Genomic DNA, 15,782 nt, shown 5'->3' on the forward strand with positions numbered 1-15,782 from the left:
CTGATAGCTGCGGTGAGCGTCGATTGTAATTAAGATGGCCGCATGTTTCTTCCAGCCAAGGTGCCAACCGTGAGCGTGAACAACCCTCTTCTGCAGTCCTACGACCTGCCGCCGTTCTCGGCGATCCGTGCCGAACACGTGCAACCGGCCATTGAACAGATCCTGGCTGACAACCGCGCCGCCATTATCGAGATCCTCAAGACTCAGGGCAAACAACCGACCTGGGCCGGCCTGGTACTGGCGATGGACGAGCTCAATGATCGCCTGGGATCTGCCTGGAGCCCGGTCAGCCACCTGAATGCCGTGTGCAACAGCGCCGAATTGCGTGAAGCCTACGAATCCTGCCTGCCGGCCTTGAGCGCCTACTCCACCGAGCTGGGCCAGAACCGCGAATTGTTCGAAGCCTTCGAAGCCTTGGCCAACAGCCCGGAATCCGCCGGTTTCGATGTGGCGCAGAAAACTATCCTGGAACACTCGCTGCGTGACTTCCGTCTGTCGGGTATTGACCTGCCGGAAGCCGAGCAAAAACGTTACGCCGAAGTCCAAAGCAAACTCTCGGAACTGGGCAGCCGCTTTTCCAACCAGCTGCTCGATGCCACTCAGGCCTGGACCAGGCACGTCACCGATGAAGCCACCCTCGCCGGCCTGACCGATTCCGCCAAGGCGCAAATGGCTGCCGCTGCACAGGCCAAGGGTCTGGAAGGCTTTCTGATTACCCTGGAATTCCCGAGTTACTACGCGGTGATGACCTACGCCCACGACCGTGCCCTGCGCGAAGAAGTCTACGCCGCCTACTGCACCCGTGCGTCGGACCAGGGTCCGAATGCCGGACAGAACGATAACGGCCCGGTCATGGAAGAAATCCTCGACCTGCGCCAGGAACTGGCCAAGCTGTTGGGTTTCGCCAGTTTCTCCGAGCTGAGTCTGGCCACCAAAATGGCCGAGTCCAGCGATCAGGTGCTGGGGTTCCTGCGCGACCTGGCCAAGCGCAGCAAGCCGTTTGCCGCGCAGGACCTGGAACAACTCAAAGCCTATGCCGCCGAACAAGGCTGCCCGGAYCTGCAAAGCTGGGACAGTGGWTTCTACGGYGAGAAACTYCGCGAGCAGCGTTACAGCGTKGCCCAGGAAGCCTTGCGCGCGTACTTCCCGATCGACAAAGTGTTGGGCGGCTTGTTCGCCATCGTTCAGCGTCTGTACGGCATCGAGATCGCCGAGCAGAAAGGCTTCGACACCTGGCACCCGGATGTTCGCCTGTTTGAAATCAAGGAAAACGGCCAGCACGTCGGCCGTTTCTTCTTTGACCTTTACGCCCGCGCCAACAAGCGCGGTGGTGCGTGGATGGACGGCGCTCGCGACCGTCGCCGCACGGCTGAAGGCTCGTTGCAAAACCCGGTGGCCAATCTGGTGTGCAACTTCACCCCGGCCGACAGCGGCAAGCCTGCGCTGCTGACCCACGATGAAGTCACCACCCTGTTCCACGAGTTCGGTCACGGCCTGCATCACCTGCTGACCCGCGTTGAACACGCGGGCGTCTCCGGCATCAACGGCGTGGCCTGGGATGCGGTCGAACTGCCGAGCCAGTTCATGGAAAACTGGTGCTGGGAGCCGGAAGGCCTGGCGCTGATCTCCGGTCATTACGAAACCGGCGAGCCACTGCCTCAAGACCTGCTGCAGAAAATGCTCGCGGCGAAAAACTTCCAGTCCGGCCTGATGATGGTGCGTCAGCTGGAGTTCTCGCTGTTCGACTTCGAACTGCACGCCACCCACGGCGATGGCCGTAGCGTGGCGCAGGTGCTTGAAGGCGTGCGTGATGAGGTGTCGGTCATGCGTCCACCGGCCTACAACCGTTTCCCGAACAGCTTTGCGCATATCTTCGCTGGCGGTTACGCGGCGGGTTACTACAGCTACAAATGGGCGGAAGTGCTGTCGGCCGATGCGTTCTCGAAGTTCGAAGAAGACGGCGTGCTCAATGCCGAGACCGGTCGCGCATTCCGCGAAGCCATTCTGGCGCGCGGTGGCTCCCAGGAACCGATGGTGCTGTTCGTCGACTTCCGTGGCCGTGAACCCTCGATTGACGCACTCTTGCGCCACAGCGGCCTGAGTGAGGACGCGGCAGCATGAGCGAGGGGCCTGTGATTACCAAAAAACGCTTTATCGCCGGGGCGGTCTGCCCGGCGTGCAGCGAGCCGGACAAGTTGATGATGTGGAACGAAGACGAAGTCCCGCACCGCGAGTGCGTGGCCTGCGGTTATTCCGACACATTGAATGAACAAGGTCTGTCCGTGCCCAAGGAATTGGGCACGCGGGTCAATACTTCGGCGCTGAAAGTGCCGGATGCCAAGGTTCAGGCCGTGCAGTTCTTCCCGAACCCGAAGCTGAAGAAAAAGCCTGACGAGCAACACTGAGTGACCACCACCTTGCGTCTTTTAACCGGGCTCAAGGTGGTGCCCTCCCTCCCCCTGTTTATTCGACGTGAGCGGATTTTAACCAGCTCTTCATCGAACATGTGGCGAACGGGCTGGTGCTGCAATCGCCATTGGCCAACGCGGTGCGAAGTTTGTCGACATCGGCCTGCATCATGTAGCGCACGCCATCCTTGAAATGGGTACTGTCACCAAAGCCGCCCCGAGTCATTTCGTTCAGGGCGTCTTCCTTGCTCCAACCCTGGATCACGACCCGATACATGGCCGCCATCAAGCCCGTGCGATCCGACCCGTGTTTGCAGTGCATCAGCACCGGGCCATGGGACTCGGCAGTCTGAATGGCACGAAGGGCTTTAAGGACATCCTCGTCATCTACGTGATTGGTGCGATAGGGCAACTGGACCTGAGTGATACCCGGCGTAGACAACCAGCTTGAATCCGTCTCGGGCAGGAAATTGATGACGGTTTTCACCTTCAGTTTTTCCAGCAACGCAATGACGCCACGGTCAGGCAAGGCGCTGCGGTAGAGCGTCGGGGACATTTGAAAGAGGTTGTATTGCATTTCCACCGGTTGAGCCCATTCCGCCGGACGAGGGGACGTGCTGTCATCCGCATGGACCAGAGTCAGGTTGAAAAATGCGGCCAGTGATATCAGAAACGTCGCAGAGAATAGGCGCAGTCGGGACATGCTCGGGCAACCGTATGGGAATCGGGTGGATAGGTGTCACAGAGCTTCAGCTCCAAGCAGTCAAAGGCCTGTGAGCCTGCTGTCAAAGAAATGTGAATGGAATGGCTTATTCCGGCTTTATTCACAATGCCTATAAGCTTCTATTAAAAAACGACACGGAAAAATGCCGTGTCGTTTATTGCTATCAATACTTATTGATTGCAGGAGTTAAGCTGCATTCATGGATTGATAATCTTTGAATAGGCTTTCGCCAATGCAATCAAAACAACTTTGTCCTGCGCATCGATTGCACCATCGCCGTTGACATCAGGAGTGTTGCCCATGGTAAAGGTGATCCCGCCATCGTTGGACACAGCCTCGCGAGTACTGGAGTCCAGCAGAGAGTAGGTGGGCGCACGGTTTTCAGGGTCATAACCCTCTTCCTTTAACGCGAACTGCATGGAAACCCGAACTTCTTTTGGACTAACGATAGAAGGCGCTTGTAGTTGCAAAAATACACCGCGCTGATTGTAGCCAGACATTTATTAAATCCTTTTAATATTGAAAACACGACAACTTCGTGTGAAGCGAAGAATACTGACAAGACCGATAAAAGTGCTATGTGCTTTATGTTTCGCATAATGACGAAACTCACAACTGTCAGGTGCTGAACGGCACTGGTCGATTCCGCCAAACCCGGATACTGTATGCGCATACAGCTAAAGGATCTTGTCGATGGCTACGCCCTTGCCACCTCGCGGACGCGGCACCGCCACCAACCCGCACAACCGCTTCGCACCGAATCGTTCGGTGGCCGAGGATGACGGCTGGTATCAGGAAGCGCCCGTCACCCAAGGCACCGAGGTGCGTATCGAAAAGGCGAAAACCATCATCACCCGCAACAACTCGCCGGACTTGCCCTTTGATCGCTCGATCAATCCCTATCGCGGCTGCGAGCACGGGTGCATTTATTGCTATGCGCGGCCCAGTCACGCCTATTGGGACATGTCGCCGGGACTGGATTTCGAAACCAGGCTGATCGCCAAGACCAACGCCGCCGATGTGCTGGAGGAACAGCTGTCCAAACGCGGCTATCAATGCGCACCAATCAACCTGGGCTCCAACACCGATCCGTATCAGCCCATCGAGCGCGAGCACAAAATCACCCGTAAAACCCTGGAAGTGCTGCTGCGTTACCGCCACCCGGTGACCATCATCACCAAAGGCTCGCTGATTCTTCGTGACCTGGACCTGCTGGCCGAACTCGCCGAGCAACGCCTGGTGGCGGTGATGATCAGCCTCACCACCCTGGACGATGAGCTCAAACGCATCCTCGAACCACGCGCCGCGGCACCCAAGGCCCGGTTGCGGGCGATCCGTGTGATGCGTGAAGCGGGTATTCCGGTTGGCGTGTTGTGCTCGCCGATGATTCCGATGATCAATGACAGCGAACTCGAAAGCCTGCTGACAGAGGCTCATGCGGCCGGCGCGCAAAGTGCGGCGTACATGATGCTGCGTCTGCCACTGGAGGTGGCGCCGCTGTTCGAAGAATGGCTGGCCGCCCACTATCCCCAGCGTGCCGCTCATGTGCTGAGCCTGATCCGCCAGAGCAGTGGCGGTGAGCTGTATGACAGTCGGTTTGGCGCCCGGATGCGCGGCGAAGGTCCCTTCGCCGACCTGCTGGCGCAACGTTTTACCAAAGCTATCAAACGCCTGGGGCTTAATCGTCGCGAAGGTTTTGATCTGGACTGTGAAGCCTTCTGTCCGCCAGGTCGCCAGATGTCGTTGATTTGAGGACAATTGGCCTAAGGTTGAGTAGTAAGAAACGCATGGCGCCCTCAGGCTGGTCACGTTTTTTGTGACCTGGAACACACGTTCTAGAGCGTTTGATTCAGTTTGAGTTAAGTTTCGGCCGCTACCTTGTTCATCGAGTGACTGACGGGTCTGATTTGCGACCTGGATGTTTTTTAAACAGCCACTGGCTTCACATCGGACAAAACGGGTAACTTCCCTGACTCCGCCAATGAGGATGAATACATGAGTGACAAGGATAAACAGCCATCAGCTGCGTCGGCGCAAGCACTCCCCGAGGCGGAAACCGCCGATGCAGCGCTGCAGCATATCGTTGACGGCTTTTTGCATTTTCATCACGAGGTCTTTCCACAGCAGGAAGAACTCTTCAAAAAACTCGCCACGGCCCAGAGCCCCAGAGCGATGTTCATCGCCTGCGCCGACTCGCGCATCGTTCCTGAACTGATCACCCAAAGCGCTCCCGGCGATCTGTTCGTAACCCGTAACGTCGGCAACGTTGTACCGCCTTACGGACAAATGAACGGCGGTGTTTCCACCGCCATCGAGTACGCGGTCCTGGCCCTCGGCGTGCAGCACATCATTATTTGCGGGCACTCCGACTGTGGCGCGATGCGTGCGGTGCTGAACCCGCAAAGCCTGGAAAAAATGCCCACGGTCAAAGCCTGGCTGCGTCACGCCGAAGTGGCGAAAACCATGGTCCAGGAAAACTGCCATTGCGCTGACGAAAACGAAAGCATGCACATCCTCACCGAAGAGAATGTGATCGCTCAGCTACAGCATTTACGCACGCATCCGTCAGTGGCCTCGCGCATGGCCAATGGTCAGCTGTTTATACATGGTTGGGTCTACAGCATCGAAACCAGCGAAATCAAAGCCTACGACGCGGACCAGGGTTGTTTCCTGCCGCTCGATGGCAGCCATCCGATTCCGGTGGCAACGCCCAAAGCGCGTTTCTAAAACCTCCTGATTCCCCCGTGTCGTTTAACCGAGGCTGTCGCAGGTGCATGTGCCGCTCGCGAATGCGGCCGAGGGTTCGACACTGCTGATTGAAACGTGGGGGTTGAAGCGAAGATTGGAGGGACGGTTGCGAACAGCCACCGGCGTAGGTGCTGCCGGGTAGATAAACCCGTGTGGGAGTGAGCCTGCTCGCGATAGCGGTGTGTCAATCGACATCAATATTGAATGAACAATTGCCATCGCGAGCAGGCTCGCTCCCACAGGGGACTGTGTTGGTTCTAAAGGATCAAGCCGCCGGCTGATCCAGCTCCAGGCCTACGCCCAAGCGGCGAGACATGCACGGCCAGCGCTTCCACGCGGCGCCGGTGTCCGGGCTATTGAGTTTCTCACGGTAGGCTTCCACTGATTCCAGCGCAAAACTCTCTTCGTTGAGCATCTCGTCGATGGCGTGATGCACCGCTTCGTCCAGTTGGTTGGCAAATTCCTCACCGATCAATTGGTGAGCAATCAGGTTGGCGACAGTCATGTCCAAGGGGATCAGTGGCTGGCCAAAATGTTTGATGTACAGGTCGTTGACCTCTTCTACAAAGCGGTGCGCCAGGTAGGCTTCGTCCAGCAGGCTGTCCAGACCGACATGCCCGGCCATGATTGCCGGAGGCTGGAGGAAATACTGCTCGGCGATTTTCAGCACCGGTTTGATTTGCGATTCGATACCCGCTTCCCTGGCGACTTCATTGGCTGCGTCCAGCAGATCGGGAACCTCCTCGATGTAGGCGTAAACAAAACGCGTCAGTACGCCATTGGCATCGGCCTCCGGCAATTGAATAGCTGGGTGAAGGTGAGGCAGTTTGGTCTGCAGCTGACGTGTCAGCAGGCCGGTTTCTGTTTCGTGTTGTTGGGCTTTTTGGATCTGCTCGCGCAATGCGGCGGTGTTCATGAAAACTCCAGGAAACAACGGCAATGAAATAGGGAAGACATAACTTAGCTGCCTTATGAAAAATGCTAAGACGCATTTGTCATAATTGTTTCATCCCTGAGACGCCTCCGTTATATCCGTTTGCCACCACTCGTCTGCATCCTTCTCCATTCCTGCCCTTGAACGCAAGTCCCAGCTGTTTCAGATCATTTACGCCTTCACATTGCGAGGTAGCAGTCGCTGTCTATACTCGGGTGGGAATGGAGTTAGCTGATGACGCCCGACTGCACACGCAGCAAGGCTCGGCGATTCAAGTTCGTAGTCTGAAAAAGCCGCTCCCTTGCCGCAGGTGAAAGCCGGCGGGATAACAAGAACGATAAGGGGAACCCGCAATGATGCGACATCCACACGTCTGGATGGGCCTCCTGTTGTGGTCGATTTTCAGTCAGGCGCAAGCCGCCTGGACTGTGAATATGGCGCCAGGAGCGACTGAAATCAGTCACGCAGTATTTGACCTGCACATGACCATTTTCTGGATCTGTGTAGTGATCGGCATCATCGTCTTCGGCGCCATGTTCTGGTCGATGATTCTGCACCGCCGCTCTACCGGGCAGGTGGCCGCAAAATTTCATGAAAGCACCACTGTTGAAATCCTCTGGACCATCGTGCCCTTCCTGATCCTGGTGGCCATGGCGGTGCCCGCGACGGCAACCCTGATCAAGATGTATGACGCCAGCGAGCCGGATATCGACATCCAGGTCACGGGCTATCAGTGGAAGTGGCACTACAAATACTTGGGCCAGGACGTTGAGTTCTTCAGCAACCTGAACACCCCCGCCGACCAGATCCACAACAAGGAAACCAAGGGCGAGCACTATTTGCTTGAGGTCGACAAGCCGCTGGTGCTGCCGATCGGCGCGAAGGTGCGCTTCCTGGTGACCTCCGCCGACGTCATCCACTCCTGGTGGGTGCCGGCCTTCGCGGTCAAGCGCGATGCGATCCCGGGGTTCGTCAACGAAGCCTGGACCCGCGTCGACAAGCCCGGCATCTACCGTGGCCAGTGCGCCGAGTTGTGCGGCAAGGACCACGGTTTCATGCCGATTGTGGTTGAGGTCAAGGAAAAGGCCGATTACGAAAAGTGGCTCGCCCAAAGCAAGGCTGAAGCCCAGCAACTCAAAGAGCTGACCAGCAAGGAATGGACCCTCGACGAGCTCAAGGAGCGCGGCGACAAGGTCTATCACACCACTTGCGTGGCCTGTCACCAGGCCGAAGGCCAGGGCTTGCCGCCGATGTTCCCGGCACTCAAGGGCTCGAAAATCGCTACCGGACCGATCAAGGATCACCTGAGCATTGTCTTCCACGGCAAGCCCGGCACCGCCATGGCGGCGTTTGGCAAGCAGCTCTCGGAAGTCGATATAGCGGCGGTAGTGACCTACGAGCGTAATGCCTGGGGTAACAACAAGGGCGACATGGTCACGCCTAAAGAAGTGCTGGAGCTGAAACAGGCGGAAAGCAAATGACCCGGTCTATTGCGTACTTGAGGAACGGGTCGGGGCTACACGCTCCGGCCTGCCCAGCCCACCTGTTTGCAGGAGACAGGACATGACTGCTGTCATCGATGAACATGTTCATACCGCCACCGACCACACTCATGTCCACGGTCCCGCCAAAGGCCTGATGCGTTGGGTGTTGACTACCAACCATAAAGACATCGGCACGCTGTACCTGTGGTTTGCGTTCTCCATGTTCTTGCTGGGGGGCTCGTTCGCGATGGTGATTCGCGCCGAGCTGTTCCAGCCGGGGCTGCAAATCGTCCAGCCGGAATTCTTCAACCAGATGACCACCATGCACGGTCTGGTGATGGTGTTCGGTGCGGTGATGCCGGCCTTCGTCGGCCTCGCCAACTGGATGATCCCATTGATGATCGGTGCGCCGGACATGGCGTTGCCACGGATGAACAACTTCAGCTTCTGGCTGCTGCCGGCGGCGTTCCTCCTGTTGGTGTCGACCCTGTTCACCCCCGGTGGTGGTCCGAACTTCGGCTGGACGTTCTACGCCCCGCTGTCGACGACCTACGCACCGGAAAGCGTGACGTTCTTCATCTTCGCCATCCACTTGATGGGGATCAGTTCGATCATGGGCGCGATCAACGTGATCGCAACCATCCTCAACCTGCGCGCCCCCGGCATGACGTTGATGAAAATGCCGCTGTTCGTCTGGACCTGGCTGATCACCGCATTCCTGCTGATCGCGGTGATGCCGGTACTGGCCGGGTGCGTGACGATGATGCTGATGGACATCCACTTCGGCACCAGCTTCTTCAGTGCCGCCGGTGGCGGTGACCCGGTGCTGTTCCAGCACGTGTTCTGGTTCTTCGGTCACCCCGAGGTGTACATCATGATCCTGCCGGCCTTCGGTGCCGTCAGCTCGATCATTCCGACCTTTTCGCGTAAACCGCTCTTCGGCTACACCTCGATGGTGTATGCGACGGCGAGTATCGCGTTCCTGTCGTTCATCGTCTGGGCGCACCACATGTTTGTGGTCGGCATTCCACTGGTGGGCGAGCTGTTCTTCATGTACGCGACGCTGCTGATCGCGGTGCCAACCGGGGTGAAGGTGTTCAACTGGGCCAGCACCATGTGGCAAGGCTCGCTGACCTTCGAGACACCGATGCTGTTTGCGGTGGCGTTCGTGATTCTGTTCTCCATCGGCGGCTTCTCCGGGTTGATGCTCGCCATCGCCCCGGCGGACTTCCAGTACCAGGACACCTACTTCGTGGTCGCGCACTTCCACTATGTACTGGTGCCAGGGGCGATCTTCGGGATCTTCGCCTCGGCCTATTACTGGATGCCGAAATGGACCGGCCACATGTACGACGAAACCCTCGGCAAGCTGCACTTCTGGCTCTCGTTCATCGGCATGAACATGGCGTTCTTCCCGATGCACTTCGTGGGTCTGGCGGGCATGCCACGGCGGATTCCGGACTACAACCTGCAATTCGCCGACTTCAACATGGTCTCCTCGATTGGCGCGTTCATGTTCGGTGCCACGCAGATCTTCTTCCTGTTCATCGTGATCAAGACCATTCGCGGCGGCCCGCCAGCACCGGCCAAACCGTGGGATGGGGCTGAAGGCCTGGAGTGGAGCATTCCGTCACCGGCGCCGTATCACACCTTCACCACGCCGCCGGAAGTGAAATGACTGTGGGAGCGAGCCTGCTCGCGAAGAACGAAAACGCGGTGTTCCTGTTGAACCGCGGTGCCTGCTTCGCGAGCAGGTCGAATCGTCGCACCGTCGCTCCCACAGGGTTATGCGCAGGGGTTAGAAATCATGGCTGACTCGATTTCGATGAAGAAACTGGTCACCCGCCTGCTGGTGGTGGTGGCGGCGATGTTTGTCTTCGGGTTTGCCCTGGTGCCGATCTACGACGTGATGTGCAAGGCCTTCGGCATTAACGGCAAAACCGCCGGGCAGTACGAGGGCGAGCAAACGGTCGACACTTCGCGACAAGTGCGCGTGCAGTTCCTGTCGACCAACACCGCCGATATGCCCTGGGATTTCTATCCCAAGAGTGAGGAGCTGACCGCCAATCCAGGCGCCGTGAACGAGATGATTTTCATCGCGCACAACCCCACCGATAAGCCGATGAGCGCCCAGGCCGTGCCGAGCATCGCACCCAGCACTGCGGCGGCGTACTTCCACAAGACCGAATGTTTTTGTTTTACCCAGCAAGTGCTGCAGCCCGGTCAACGGATCGAGATGCCGGTACGTTTCATCGTTGACCGTGACATGCCCAAGGATGTGAAGCACCTGACGCTGTCCTACACGCTGTTCGATATCACCGCCCGACATCCACCGGTAGCTGTAAACACTGGCGGCTGAGCGTGCCCGATAAGGAGAACAATAAATGGCAACTCATGAACACTATTACGTACCGGCCCAGAGCAAATGGCCGATCATCGCCACGGTCGGCATGCTCACCACCGTATTCGGCCTGGCCACCTGGTTCAACGATCTGAAAGCCGCGCGGCCAGAATCCCACGGCCCGCTGATCTTTTTCGTCGGCGGACTGTTGCTGGCCTACATGCTGTTCGGCTGGTTCGGGACGGTGATCAAGGAAAGTCGCGGCGGGTTGTACAGCGCTCAGATGGACCGCTCGTTCCGCTGGGGCATGAGCTGGTTCATCTTCTCCGAGGTGATGTTCTTCATCGCCTTCTTCGGCGCGCTGTTTTATGTACGCCATGTCTCCGGCCCGGCCCTCGGCGGCGAAGGCGCCAAGGGCATCGCGCACATGCTGTGGCCGACCTTCGAGTGGACCTGGCCGCTGCTGAACAACCCTGATTCGAAACTGTTTCCGCCGCCCAAGGAAGTCATCAGCCCGTGGGGTTTGCCGCTGCTCAACACCGTGCTGTTGGTGAGCTCCAGCGTGACCGTGACCATCGCCCACCACGCGCTGAAAAAAGGCCATCGCGGCGCGCTGAAACTCTGGCTGGCGCTCACCGTATTGCTGGGCTGCGCATTCCTCACCTTCCAGGCTGAAGAATACATGCACGCCTACCGCGAACTGGGCCTGACCCTCGGTTCCGGCATCTACGGTGCGACGTTCTTCATGCTCACCGGTTTCCACGGCGCCCACGTGACCATCGGCACGATCATCTTGTTTGTGATGTTGATGCGGATCATGCGCGGGCACTTCGATAACGAGAACCAGTTCGGCTTCGAGGCGGCGACCTGGTACTGGCACTTCGTGGACGTGGTGTGGATCGGTTTGTTCGTTTTCGTCTACGTGCTCTGAGCACTTTACCAAGGTGCAGAAGAGACCAACTGGCCGCTGAAAAAACCCCAGGCGATCAAGCCGACGGTGGCGGCGGCCAGCGCAACACGAACACTCAGGGCAATGACGAGGCGGTTCGAGCTGCTGTCGTCCTTGACCAGAAAAAACAGGCCGCTGAACAGGCTGACAACCGTGGCAATCAGCATCAGGACGATGGCTGCTTTGAGCATGGTGAGACTCCGGGGGAATGGCGATGCACTTGAGTATAGCTATCGCGAATACCGACTTTTTGGCCACGCCATGAAGCGCTTTCGGCCAGGCATCTTGCCGACACTGGTGGTCGCCCTATTGCTGCCGCTGCTGGTGTCGYTCGGGTTCTGGCAACTGAGCCGGGGGGCGGAGAAAAGCGCGCTGCTGCAAAGCTACACCGAGCGCCGTGCCGCCGAACCAATGGCCAGCACCGAGCTGCAACACACCGAGGACCCGGCCTTCCGCCGCGTTCGTCTGCACGGCCAATTCGATGCCGAGCATAGCGTGCTGCTGGACAACCGCCAGCGTAACGGCAAGGTCGGCGTTGAGCTGCTGCAACCGTTTCAGGACCAGGCGACCGGGCTCTGGTTGCTGGTCAATCGCGGTTGGCTGCCATGGCCGGACCGGCGCACACCGCCACAGTTCACCACCCCGACTCAGGCGTTGAGCCTGGACGCCTGGGTCTACGTATCCCCCGGTACGACCTTCCAGTTGCAGGCCGACCCGAGCACCACAACCTGGCCGGAGTTGGTTACCGCCGTTGAGCCTTCGAAACTCTGGGCGGCGCTGGGCCGAGAAGGGTTTTCCTACGAATTACGTGCAGAAAATGGTCCGGCGACTTACCAGGCCGATTGGCCAGTAGTCGCCATGGGCCCGGAAAAACACATCGCTTATGCCGTGCAGTGGTTCGCCATGTCGATTGCCCTGTTCGGCCTCTATCTCTATCTCGGCTGGCACAACGCAAAGGAGAAACACCATGGGAGCGGCCATGAATCCACCCAGCATGTCTAAGGCGAAAACGCCGGTGAGTCGGCGCAAGGGTCGCTTGCAGCTACTGCTTATTTTGCTCGGGGTGATCGGTCCGATGATCCTCGCCACCGGCATGTACAAATTGCAGTTCTGGGTGCCGGAGGGCCGCAGCTATCACGGTGAACTGATCGGCAACGGCCAGACCCGCGCCGACCTCGGTGTGCAGGCACAAGAGGATCGCTGGCAGCTGCTGGTGACCGCTCCGAAAGATTGCTCGGTGGATTGCCAGCAACTGGTGTATCTGGCGCGGCAGATCCAGATCGGCCTCGGCCGTGATGCCGGGCGCGCCAGTCATGCCTTGGCCGCGGCACAACCGCTGAGCAGTGAATACGACGCCAAGCTGACTCGCGAGTATCCTCAATTGCAACGCTACCCAATGGACCTGACCACCTTCAGCAAGACGACTGGCGACAAAACGGTGCCGCAACTGTGGATCATCGACCCTCACGGCAATCTGGTGCTGCGCTACGACCCGACGGTGAAGGGTAAGGATCTGCTCAACGACCTGCGTCATCTGCTGAAACTGTCGAACATCGGATAAGGGCATCGTCATGGCCAAACCTGGATTTCGCCTCGCGCTGTTTGCCACCTTGCTGGCACTGATTGTGGTGTTGCTCGGCGCTTACACCCGCCTGACCCACGCCGGCCTCGGCTGCCCGGACTGGCCGGGTTGCTATGGCTTTATCAGCGTGCCGAAAAGCGACGTTCAATTGGCCCATGCCGAACTGCATTTTCCCGACGCTCCTGTTGAAGCCCATAAGGGCTGGAACGAGATGGTTCACCGCTACTTCGCCGGCACGCTGGGGCTGTTGATCTCGGTGCTGGCGGGACGCGCCTGGGTCCATCGTCGTCATCCGGGGCAACCGGTGAAGTTGCCGTTGTTTCTGCTGGCGGTGGTATTCGCCCAAGCCGCGTTCGGCATGTGGACGGTGACGCTCAAGCTTTGGCCGCAAGTGGTCACCGGGCATTTACTCGGTGGTTTTGCGACGTTGAGTCTGCTGTTTTTGCTGACATTGCGATTGTCCGGCGTGGTGCCGGCGCTGACCGTGCCACGGCGTTTGCAGTATTGGGCGACCGCCGGGTTGCTGCTGGTGATCCTGCAAATTGCCTTGGGTGGCTGGGTCAGTTCCAACTACGCAGCGGTGGCCTGCATCGACTTCCCCACCTGCCACGGTCAATGGCTGCCACCGGCTGATTTCGCCAACGGCTTTCACCTGACCCAACACATCGGCCCCAATTACCTCGGCGGGCAACTGGACAGCGATGCCCGCACCGCGATTCATCTGACTCACCGCATCGGCGCTTTGCTGGTGACCCTGGTTTTGTTGGGGCTGGCCTGGCAACTGAAGGTGGTCGGCATGACACGCTTGGCGGGGATGGTGCTGATCGCGCTCGCCGCACAAATCACCCTCGGTATCAGCAACGTGCTGTTCCACCTGCCGCTGCCGGTGGCCGTCGCCCACAACGCCGGCGGTGCGGCACTGTTGCTGACGATGGTGCTGGTCAATTATCACGCGCGAACCAGTCTGGTTCGGGTCAAACAGCAATCCCCTGCGCGCTGGCGCTTCAGCCCGCGTAAACACTCGGCCGGGCCCATAACAATAAAAGGAGAGATGCCATGGCGACGCTGATCGGCGAACGTCACAGTCAGGCAATCTGGCGTGACTATCTGGAGCTGACCAAGCCGAAAGTGGTGGTGCTAATGCTCATCACCTCACTGGTCGGTATGTTCCTGGCGACGCGCGCCGGGGTGCCGTGGACGGTGCTGGTGTTCGGCAATCTGGGGATTGCTTTGTGTGCCGGCGGTGCGGCGGCGGTCAACCATGTGGTGGACCGGCGCATTGATGCGGTCATGGCTCGCACGCACAAACGTCCGTTGGCCGAAGGCCGTGTATCACCGGCTGCGGCGCTGACGTTTGCCTTGGTATTGGCGGTGCTGGGCCAGGCCGTGCTGCTCGCTTTCACCAACCCGCTGACTGCCTGGTTGACCCTGGCTTCGCTGCTCGGATACGCAGTGGTCTACACCGGCTTCCTGAAACGCGCGACTCCGCAGAACATCGTCATCGGCGGCCTGGCCGGGGCGGCACCACCGCTGCTCGGCTGGACCGCCGCCACCGGCCACGTCAGCGCCGAACCACTGTTGCTGGTGCTGATCATCTTCGCCTGGACCCCACCACACTTCTGGGCCTTGGCGATTCACCGCAAAGAGGAATACGCCAAGGCTGACATCCCGATGCTGCCGGTGACCCATGGCGAGCACTACACCAAGGTTCACATCCTGCTTTATACCTTCGCGTTGCTGGCCGTCAGCCTGATGCCCTACGTGATCCACATGAGCGGTATGCTCTACCTGATTTGCGCGCTGGGGCTGGGCGCAAGGTTTCTACAATGGGCCGTGGTGCTGTACCGTGGCACTCGGCCGCACGCGGCGATCAACACGTTCAAGTACTCTATTTACTACTTGTTCCTGCTGTTTATCGCGCTGCTCGTAGACCACTACTTACTGTTGAACCTATGACTCGAACCCAGAAAACCGTCTTCATTCTCGTCGCCCTGATCGCACTGGTCCTGGGCCTGACCATCAACAAAGTGCTGTCCGGTAAAGGCCAGGGCGACCCGACGGCACTGATCGACGCGGGCATCATCTTGCTGCCGCAAAGCCGCAACCTGCCGGACGTGAAGATGACCGATCAGGACGGCAACCCGGTGACGGTCAATCAGCTGAAGGACAAGTGGAGCTTGCTGTTCTTCGGCTACACCTTTTGCCCGGACATCTGCCCGACCACCCTCGCCCAGTTGCGTCAGATCAAGAGCGAACTGCCACCGGAGGCGGCGGCCAAGCTGCAGATCATCCTGGTCAGCATCGACCCGAACCGCGATACGCCGAAGCAACTCAAGCAGTACTTGGGCTACTTCGATCCGCAGTTCAAAGGCCTGACCGCTTCCTCGGTTGATGACATTCAGACGCTGGCCAACGCGGTGAGCATTCCGTTTATTCCGGCGGACACCAGCAAGGCCAATTACACGGTGGATCACAGCGGCAACCTGGCGGTGATCGGGCCAGACGGGACGCAGCGCGGGTTTATTCGGGGGCCGCTGAACAACGCTAAATTGGTGGCGCAGTTGCCGGTGATGCTTAACCGCCAATAAGCGACATAAACCTCTGTAGGAGCC

17 protein-coding genes are annotated in these 15,782 nt (G+C 58.7%); 13 read left to right on the plus strand and 4 right to left on the minus strand.

All coding sequences use genetic code 11. From position 1 onward, the window contains the following. The first annotated feature begins 42 nt into the window (after positions 1 to 42). Both prlC and AC1DWM_RS25790 read left to right on the plus strand, forming a co-directional pair. Positions 43 to 2,121, plus strand: coding sequence for an oligopeptidase A (gene prlC / locus AC1DWM_RS25785; protein WP_477796492.1), 2,079 nt, complete (start codon positions 43 to 45; stop codon positions 2,119 to 2,121). Then, positions 2,118 to 2,405, plus strand: a complete 288-nt coding sequence (locus AC1DWM_RS25790; RefSeq protein ID WP_008152496.1) for a YheV family putative zinc ribbon protein — start codon at positions 2,118 to 2,120, stop codon at positions 2,403 to 2,405. Before prlC ends, AC1DWM_RS25790 begins: the two co-directional genes overlap by 4 nt. A gap of 58 nt (positions 2,406 to 2,463) precedes the next feature. Here the strand turns inward: AC1DWM_RS25790 and AC1DWM_RS25795 are convergent, their stop codons facing one another. Together AC1DWM_RS25795 and AC1DWM_RS25800 are read right to left on the minus strand one after the other, a co-directional pair. Continuing rightward, positions 2,464 to 3,111: a dual specificity protein phosphatase family protein gene (locus tag AC1DWM_RS25795; RefSeq protein WP_223520543.1), complete on the minus strand. Its 648-nt coding sequence runs from the start codon at positions 3,109 to 3,111 to the stop codon at positions 2,464 to 2,466. 218 nt (positions 3,112 to 3,329) lie between these two features. Further along, positions 3,330 to 3,632 carry a hypothetical protein gene (locus AC1DWM_RS25800; RefSeq protein WP_223520545.1) on the minus strand — a complete coding sequence of 101 codons (303 nt, stop codon included), beginning with the start codon at positions 3,630 to 3,632 and terminating at the stop codon, positions 3,330 to 3,332. A 193-nt stretch (positions 3,633 to 3,825) separates the two neighbouring features. Here AC1DWM_RS25800 and AC1DWM_RS25805 point away from each other — a divergent pair, with 193 nt between their 5' ends. Further along, entirely contained in the window at positions 3,826 to 4,884 is a 1,059-nt protein-coding gene (locus AC1DWM_RS25805; RefSeq protein ID WP_477796493.1) for a PA0069 family radical SAM protein, read from the plus strand. Positions 4,885 to 5,127: 243 nt separating this feature from the next. Further along, positions 5,128 to 5,859: a carbonic anhydrase gene (locus tag AC1DWM_RS25810; RefSeq protein WP_223520548.1), complete on the plus strand. Its 732-nt coding sequence runs from the start codon at positions 5,128 to 5,130 to the stop codon at positions 5,857 to 5,859. A 286-nt stretch (positions 5,860 to 6,145) separates the two neighbouring features. Here the strand turns inward: AC1DWM_RS25810 and AC1DWM_RS25815 are convergent, their stop codons facing one another. Continuing rightward, positions 6,146 to 6,796, minus strand: coding sequence for a hypothetical protein (locus tag AC1DWM_RS25815; RefSeq protein ID WP_223520550.1), 651 nt, complete (start codon positions 6,794 to 6,796; stop codon positions 6,146 to 6,148). A 371-nt stretch (positions 6,797 to 7,167) separates the two neighbouring features. Here AC1DWM_RS25815 and coxB point away from each other — a divergent pair, with 371 nt between their 5' ends. The 4 genes from coxB (at position 7,168) to AC1DWM_RS25835 (ending at position 11,570) form a co-directional block, all read left to right on the plus strand. Beyond that, positions 7,168 to 8,295: a cytochrome c oxidase subunit II gene (gene coxB, locus AC1DWM_RS25820; RefSeq protein WP_223520552.1), complete on the plus strand. Its 1,128-nt coding sequence runs from the start codon at positions 7,168 to 7,170 to the stop codon at positions 8,293 to 8,295. Positions 8,296 to 8,377: 82 nt separating this feature from the next. Beyond that, on the plus strand, positions 8,378 to 9,976 hold the full coding sequence (gene ctaD / locus AC1DWM_RS25825; protein WP_223520553.1) for a cytochrome c oxidase subunit I: 1,599 nt from the start codon (positions 8,378 to 8,380) through the stop codon (positions 9,974 to 9,976). 129 nt (positions 9,977 to 10,105) lie between these two features. Next, the gene (locus tag AC1DWM_RS25830) at positions 10,106 to 10,657 is read left to right on the plus strand and encodes a cytochrome c oxidase assembly protein (RefSeq protein ID WP_477796494.1); all 552 of its coding nucleotides are present in this window, start codon (positions 10,106 to 10,108) and stop codon (positions 10,655 to 10,657) included. Between the two features lie 25 nt (positions 10,658 to 10,682). Beyond that, positions 10,683 to 11,570, plus strand: coding sequence for a cytochrome c oxidase subunit 3 (locus AC1DWM_RS25835; RefSeq protein WP_223520557.1), 888 nt, complete (start codon positions 10,683 to 10,685; stop codon positions 11,568 to 11,570). Positions 11,571 to 11,575: 5 nt separating this feature from the next. Here AC1DWM_RS25835 and AC1DWM_RS25840 read toward each other — a convergent pair whose 3' ends face one another. Continuing rightward, positions 11,576 to 11,779: a twin transmembrane helix small protein gene (locus AC1DWM_RS25840; RefSeq protein ID WP_223520559.1), complete on the minus strand. Its 204-nt coding sequence runs from the start codon at positions 11,777 to 11,779 to the stop codon at positions 11,576 to 11,578. A 70-nt stretch (positions 11,780 to 11,849) separates the two neighbouring features. On the opposite strand from AC1DWM_RS25840, the gene AC1DWM_RS25845 reads away from it, so the two are divergent. Genes AC1DWM_RS25845 through AC1DWM_RS25865 form a run of 5 tightly spaced genes read left to right on the plus strand, consistent with a single transcriptional unit; the run spans position 11,850 to position 15,758 of the window. After that, on the plus strand, positions 11,850 to 12,590 hold the full coding sequence (locus AC1DWM_RS25845) for an SURF1 family protein (RefSeq protein ID WP_477796495.1): 741 nt from the start codon (positions 11,850 to 11,852) through the stop codon (positions 12,588 to 12,590). Then, positions 12,556 to 13,149: a hypothetical protein gene (locus AC1DWM_RS25850; protein WP_223520563.1), complete on the plus strand. Its 594-nt coding sequence runs from the start codon at positions 12,556 to 12,558 to the stop codon at positions 13,147 to 13,149. The genes AC1DWM_RS25845 and AC1DWM_RS25850 overlap by 35 nt, the downstream gene beginning before the upstream one ends. 10 nt (positions 13,150 to 13,159) lie before the next feature. After that, the gene (locus AC1DWM_RS25855) at positions 13,160 to 14,239 is read left to right on the plus strand and encodes a COX15/CtaA family protein (RefSeq protein WP_477796496.1); all 1,080 of its coding nucleotides are present in this window, start codon (positions 13,160 to 13,162) and stop codon (positions 14,237 to 14,239) included. Beyond that, entirely contained in the window at positions 14,227 to 15,126 is a 900-nt protein-coding gene (gene cyoE, locus AC1DWM_RS25860; RefSeq protein ID WP_007947928.1) for a heme o synthase, read from the plus strand. The genes AC1DWM_RS25855 and cyoE overlap by 13 nt, the downstream gene beginning before the upstream one ends. Then, on the plus strand, positions 15,123 to 15,758 hold the full coding sequence (locus tag AC1DWM_RS25865; RefSeq protein WP_223520567.1) for an SCO family protein: 636 nt from the start codon (positions 15,123 to 15,125) through the stop codon (positions 15,756 to 15,758). Before cyoE ends, AC1DWM_RS25865 begins: the two co-directional genes overlap by 4 nt. Positions 15,759 to 15,782 lie beyond the last annotated feature (24 nt).

Source organism: Pseudomonas sp. P4_C8, assembly GCF_056401975.1.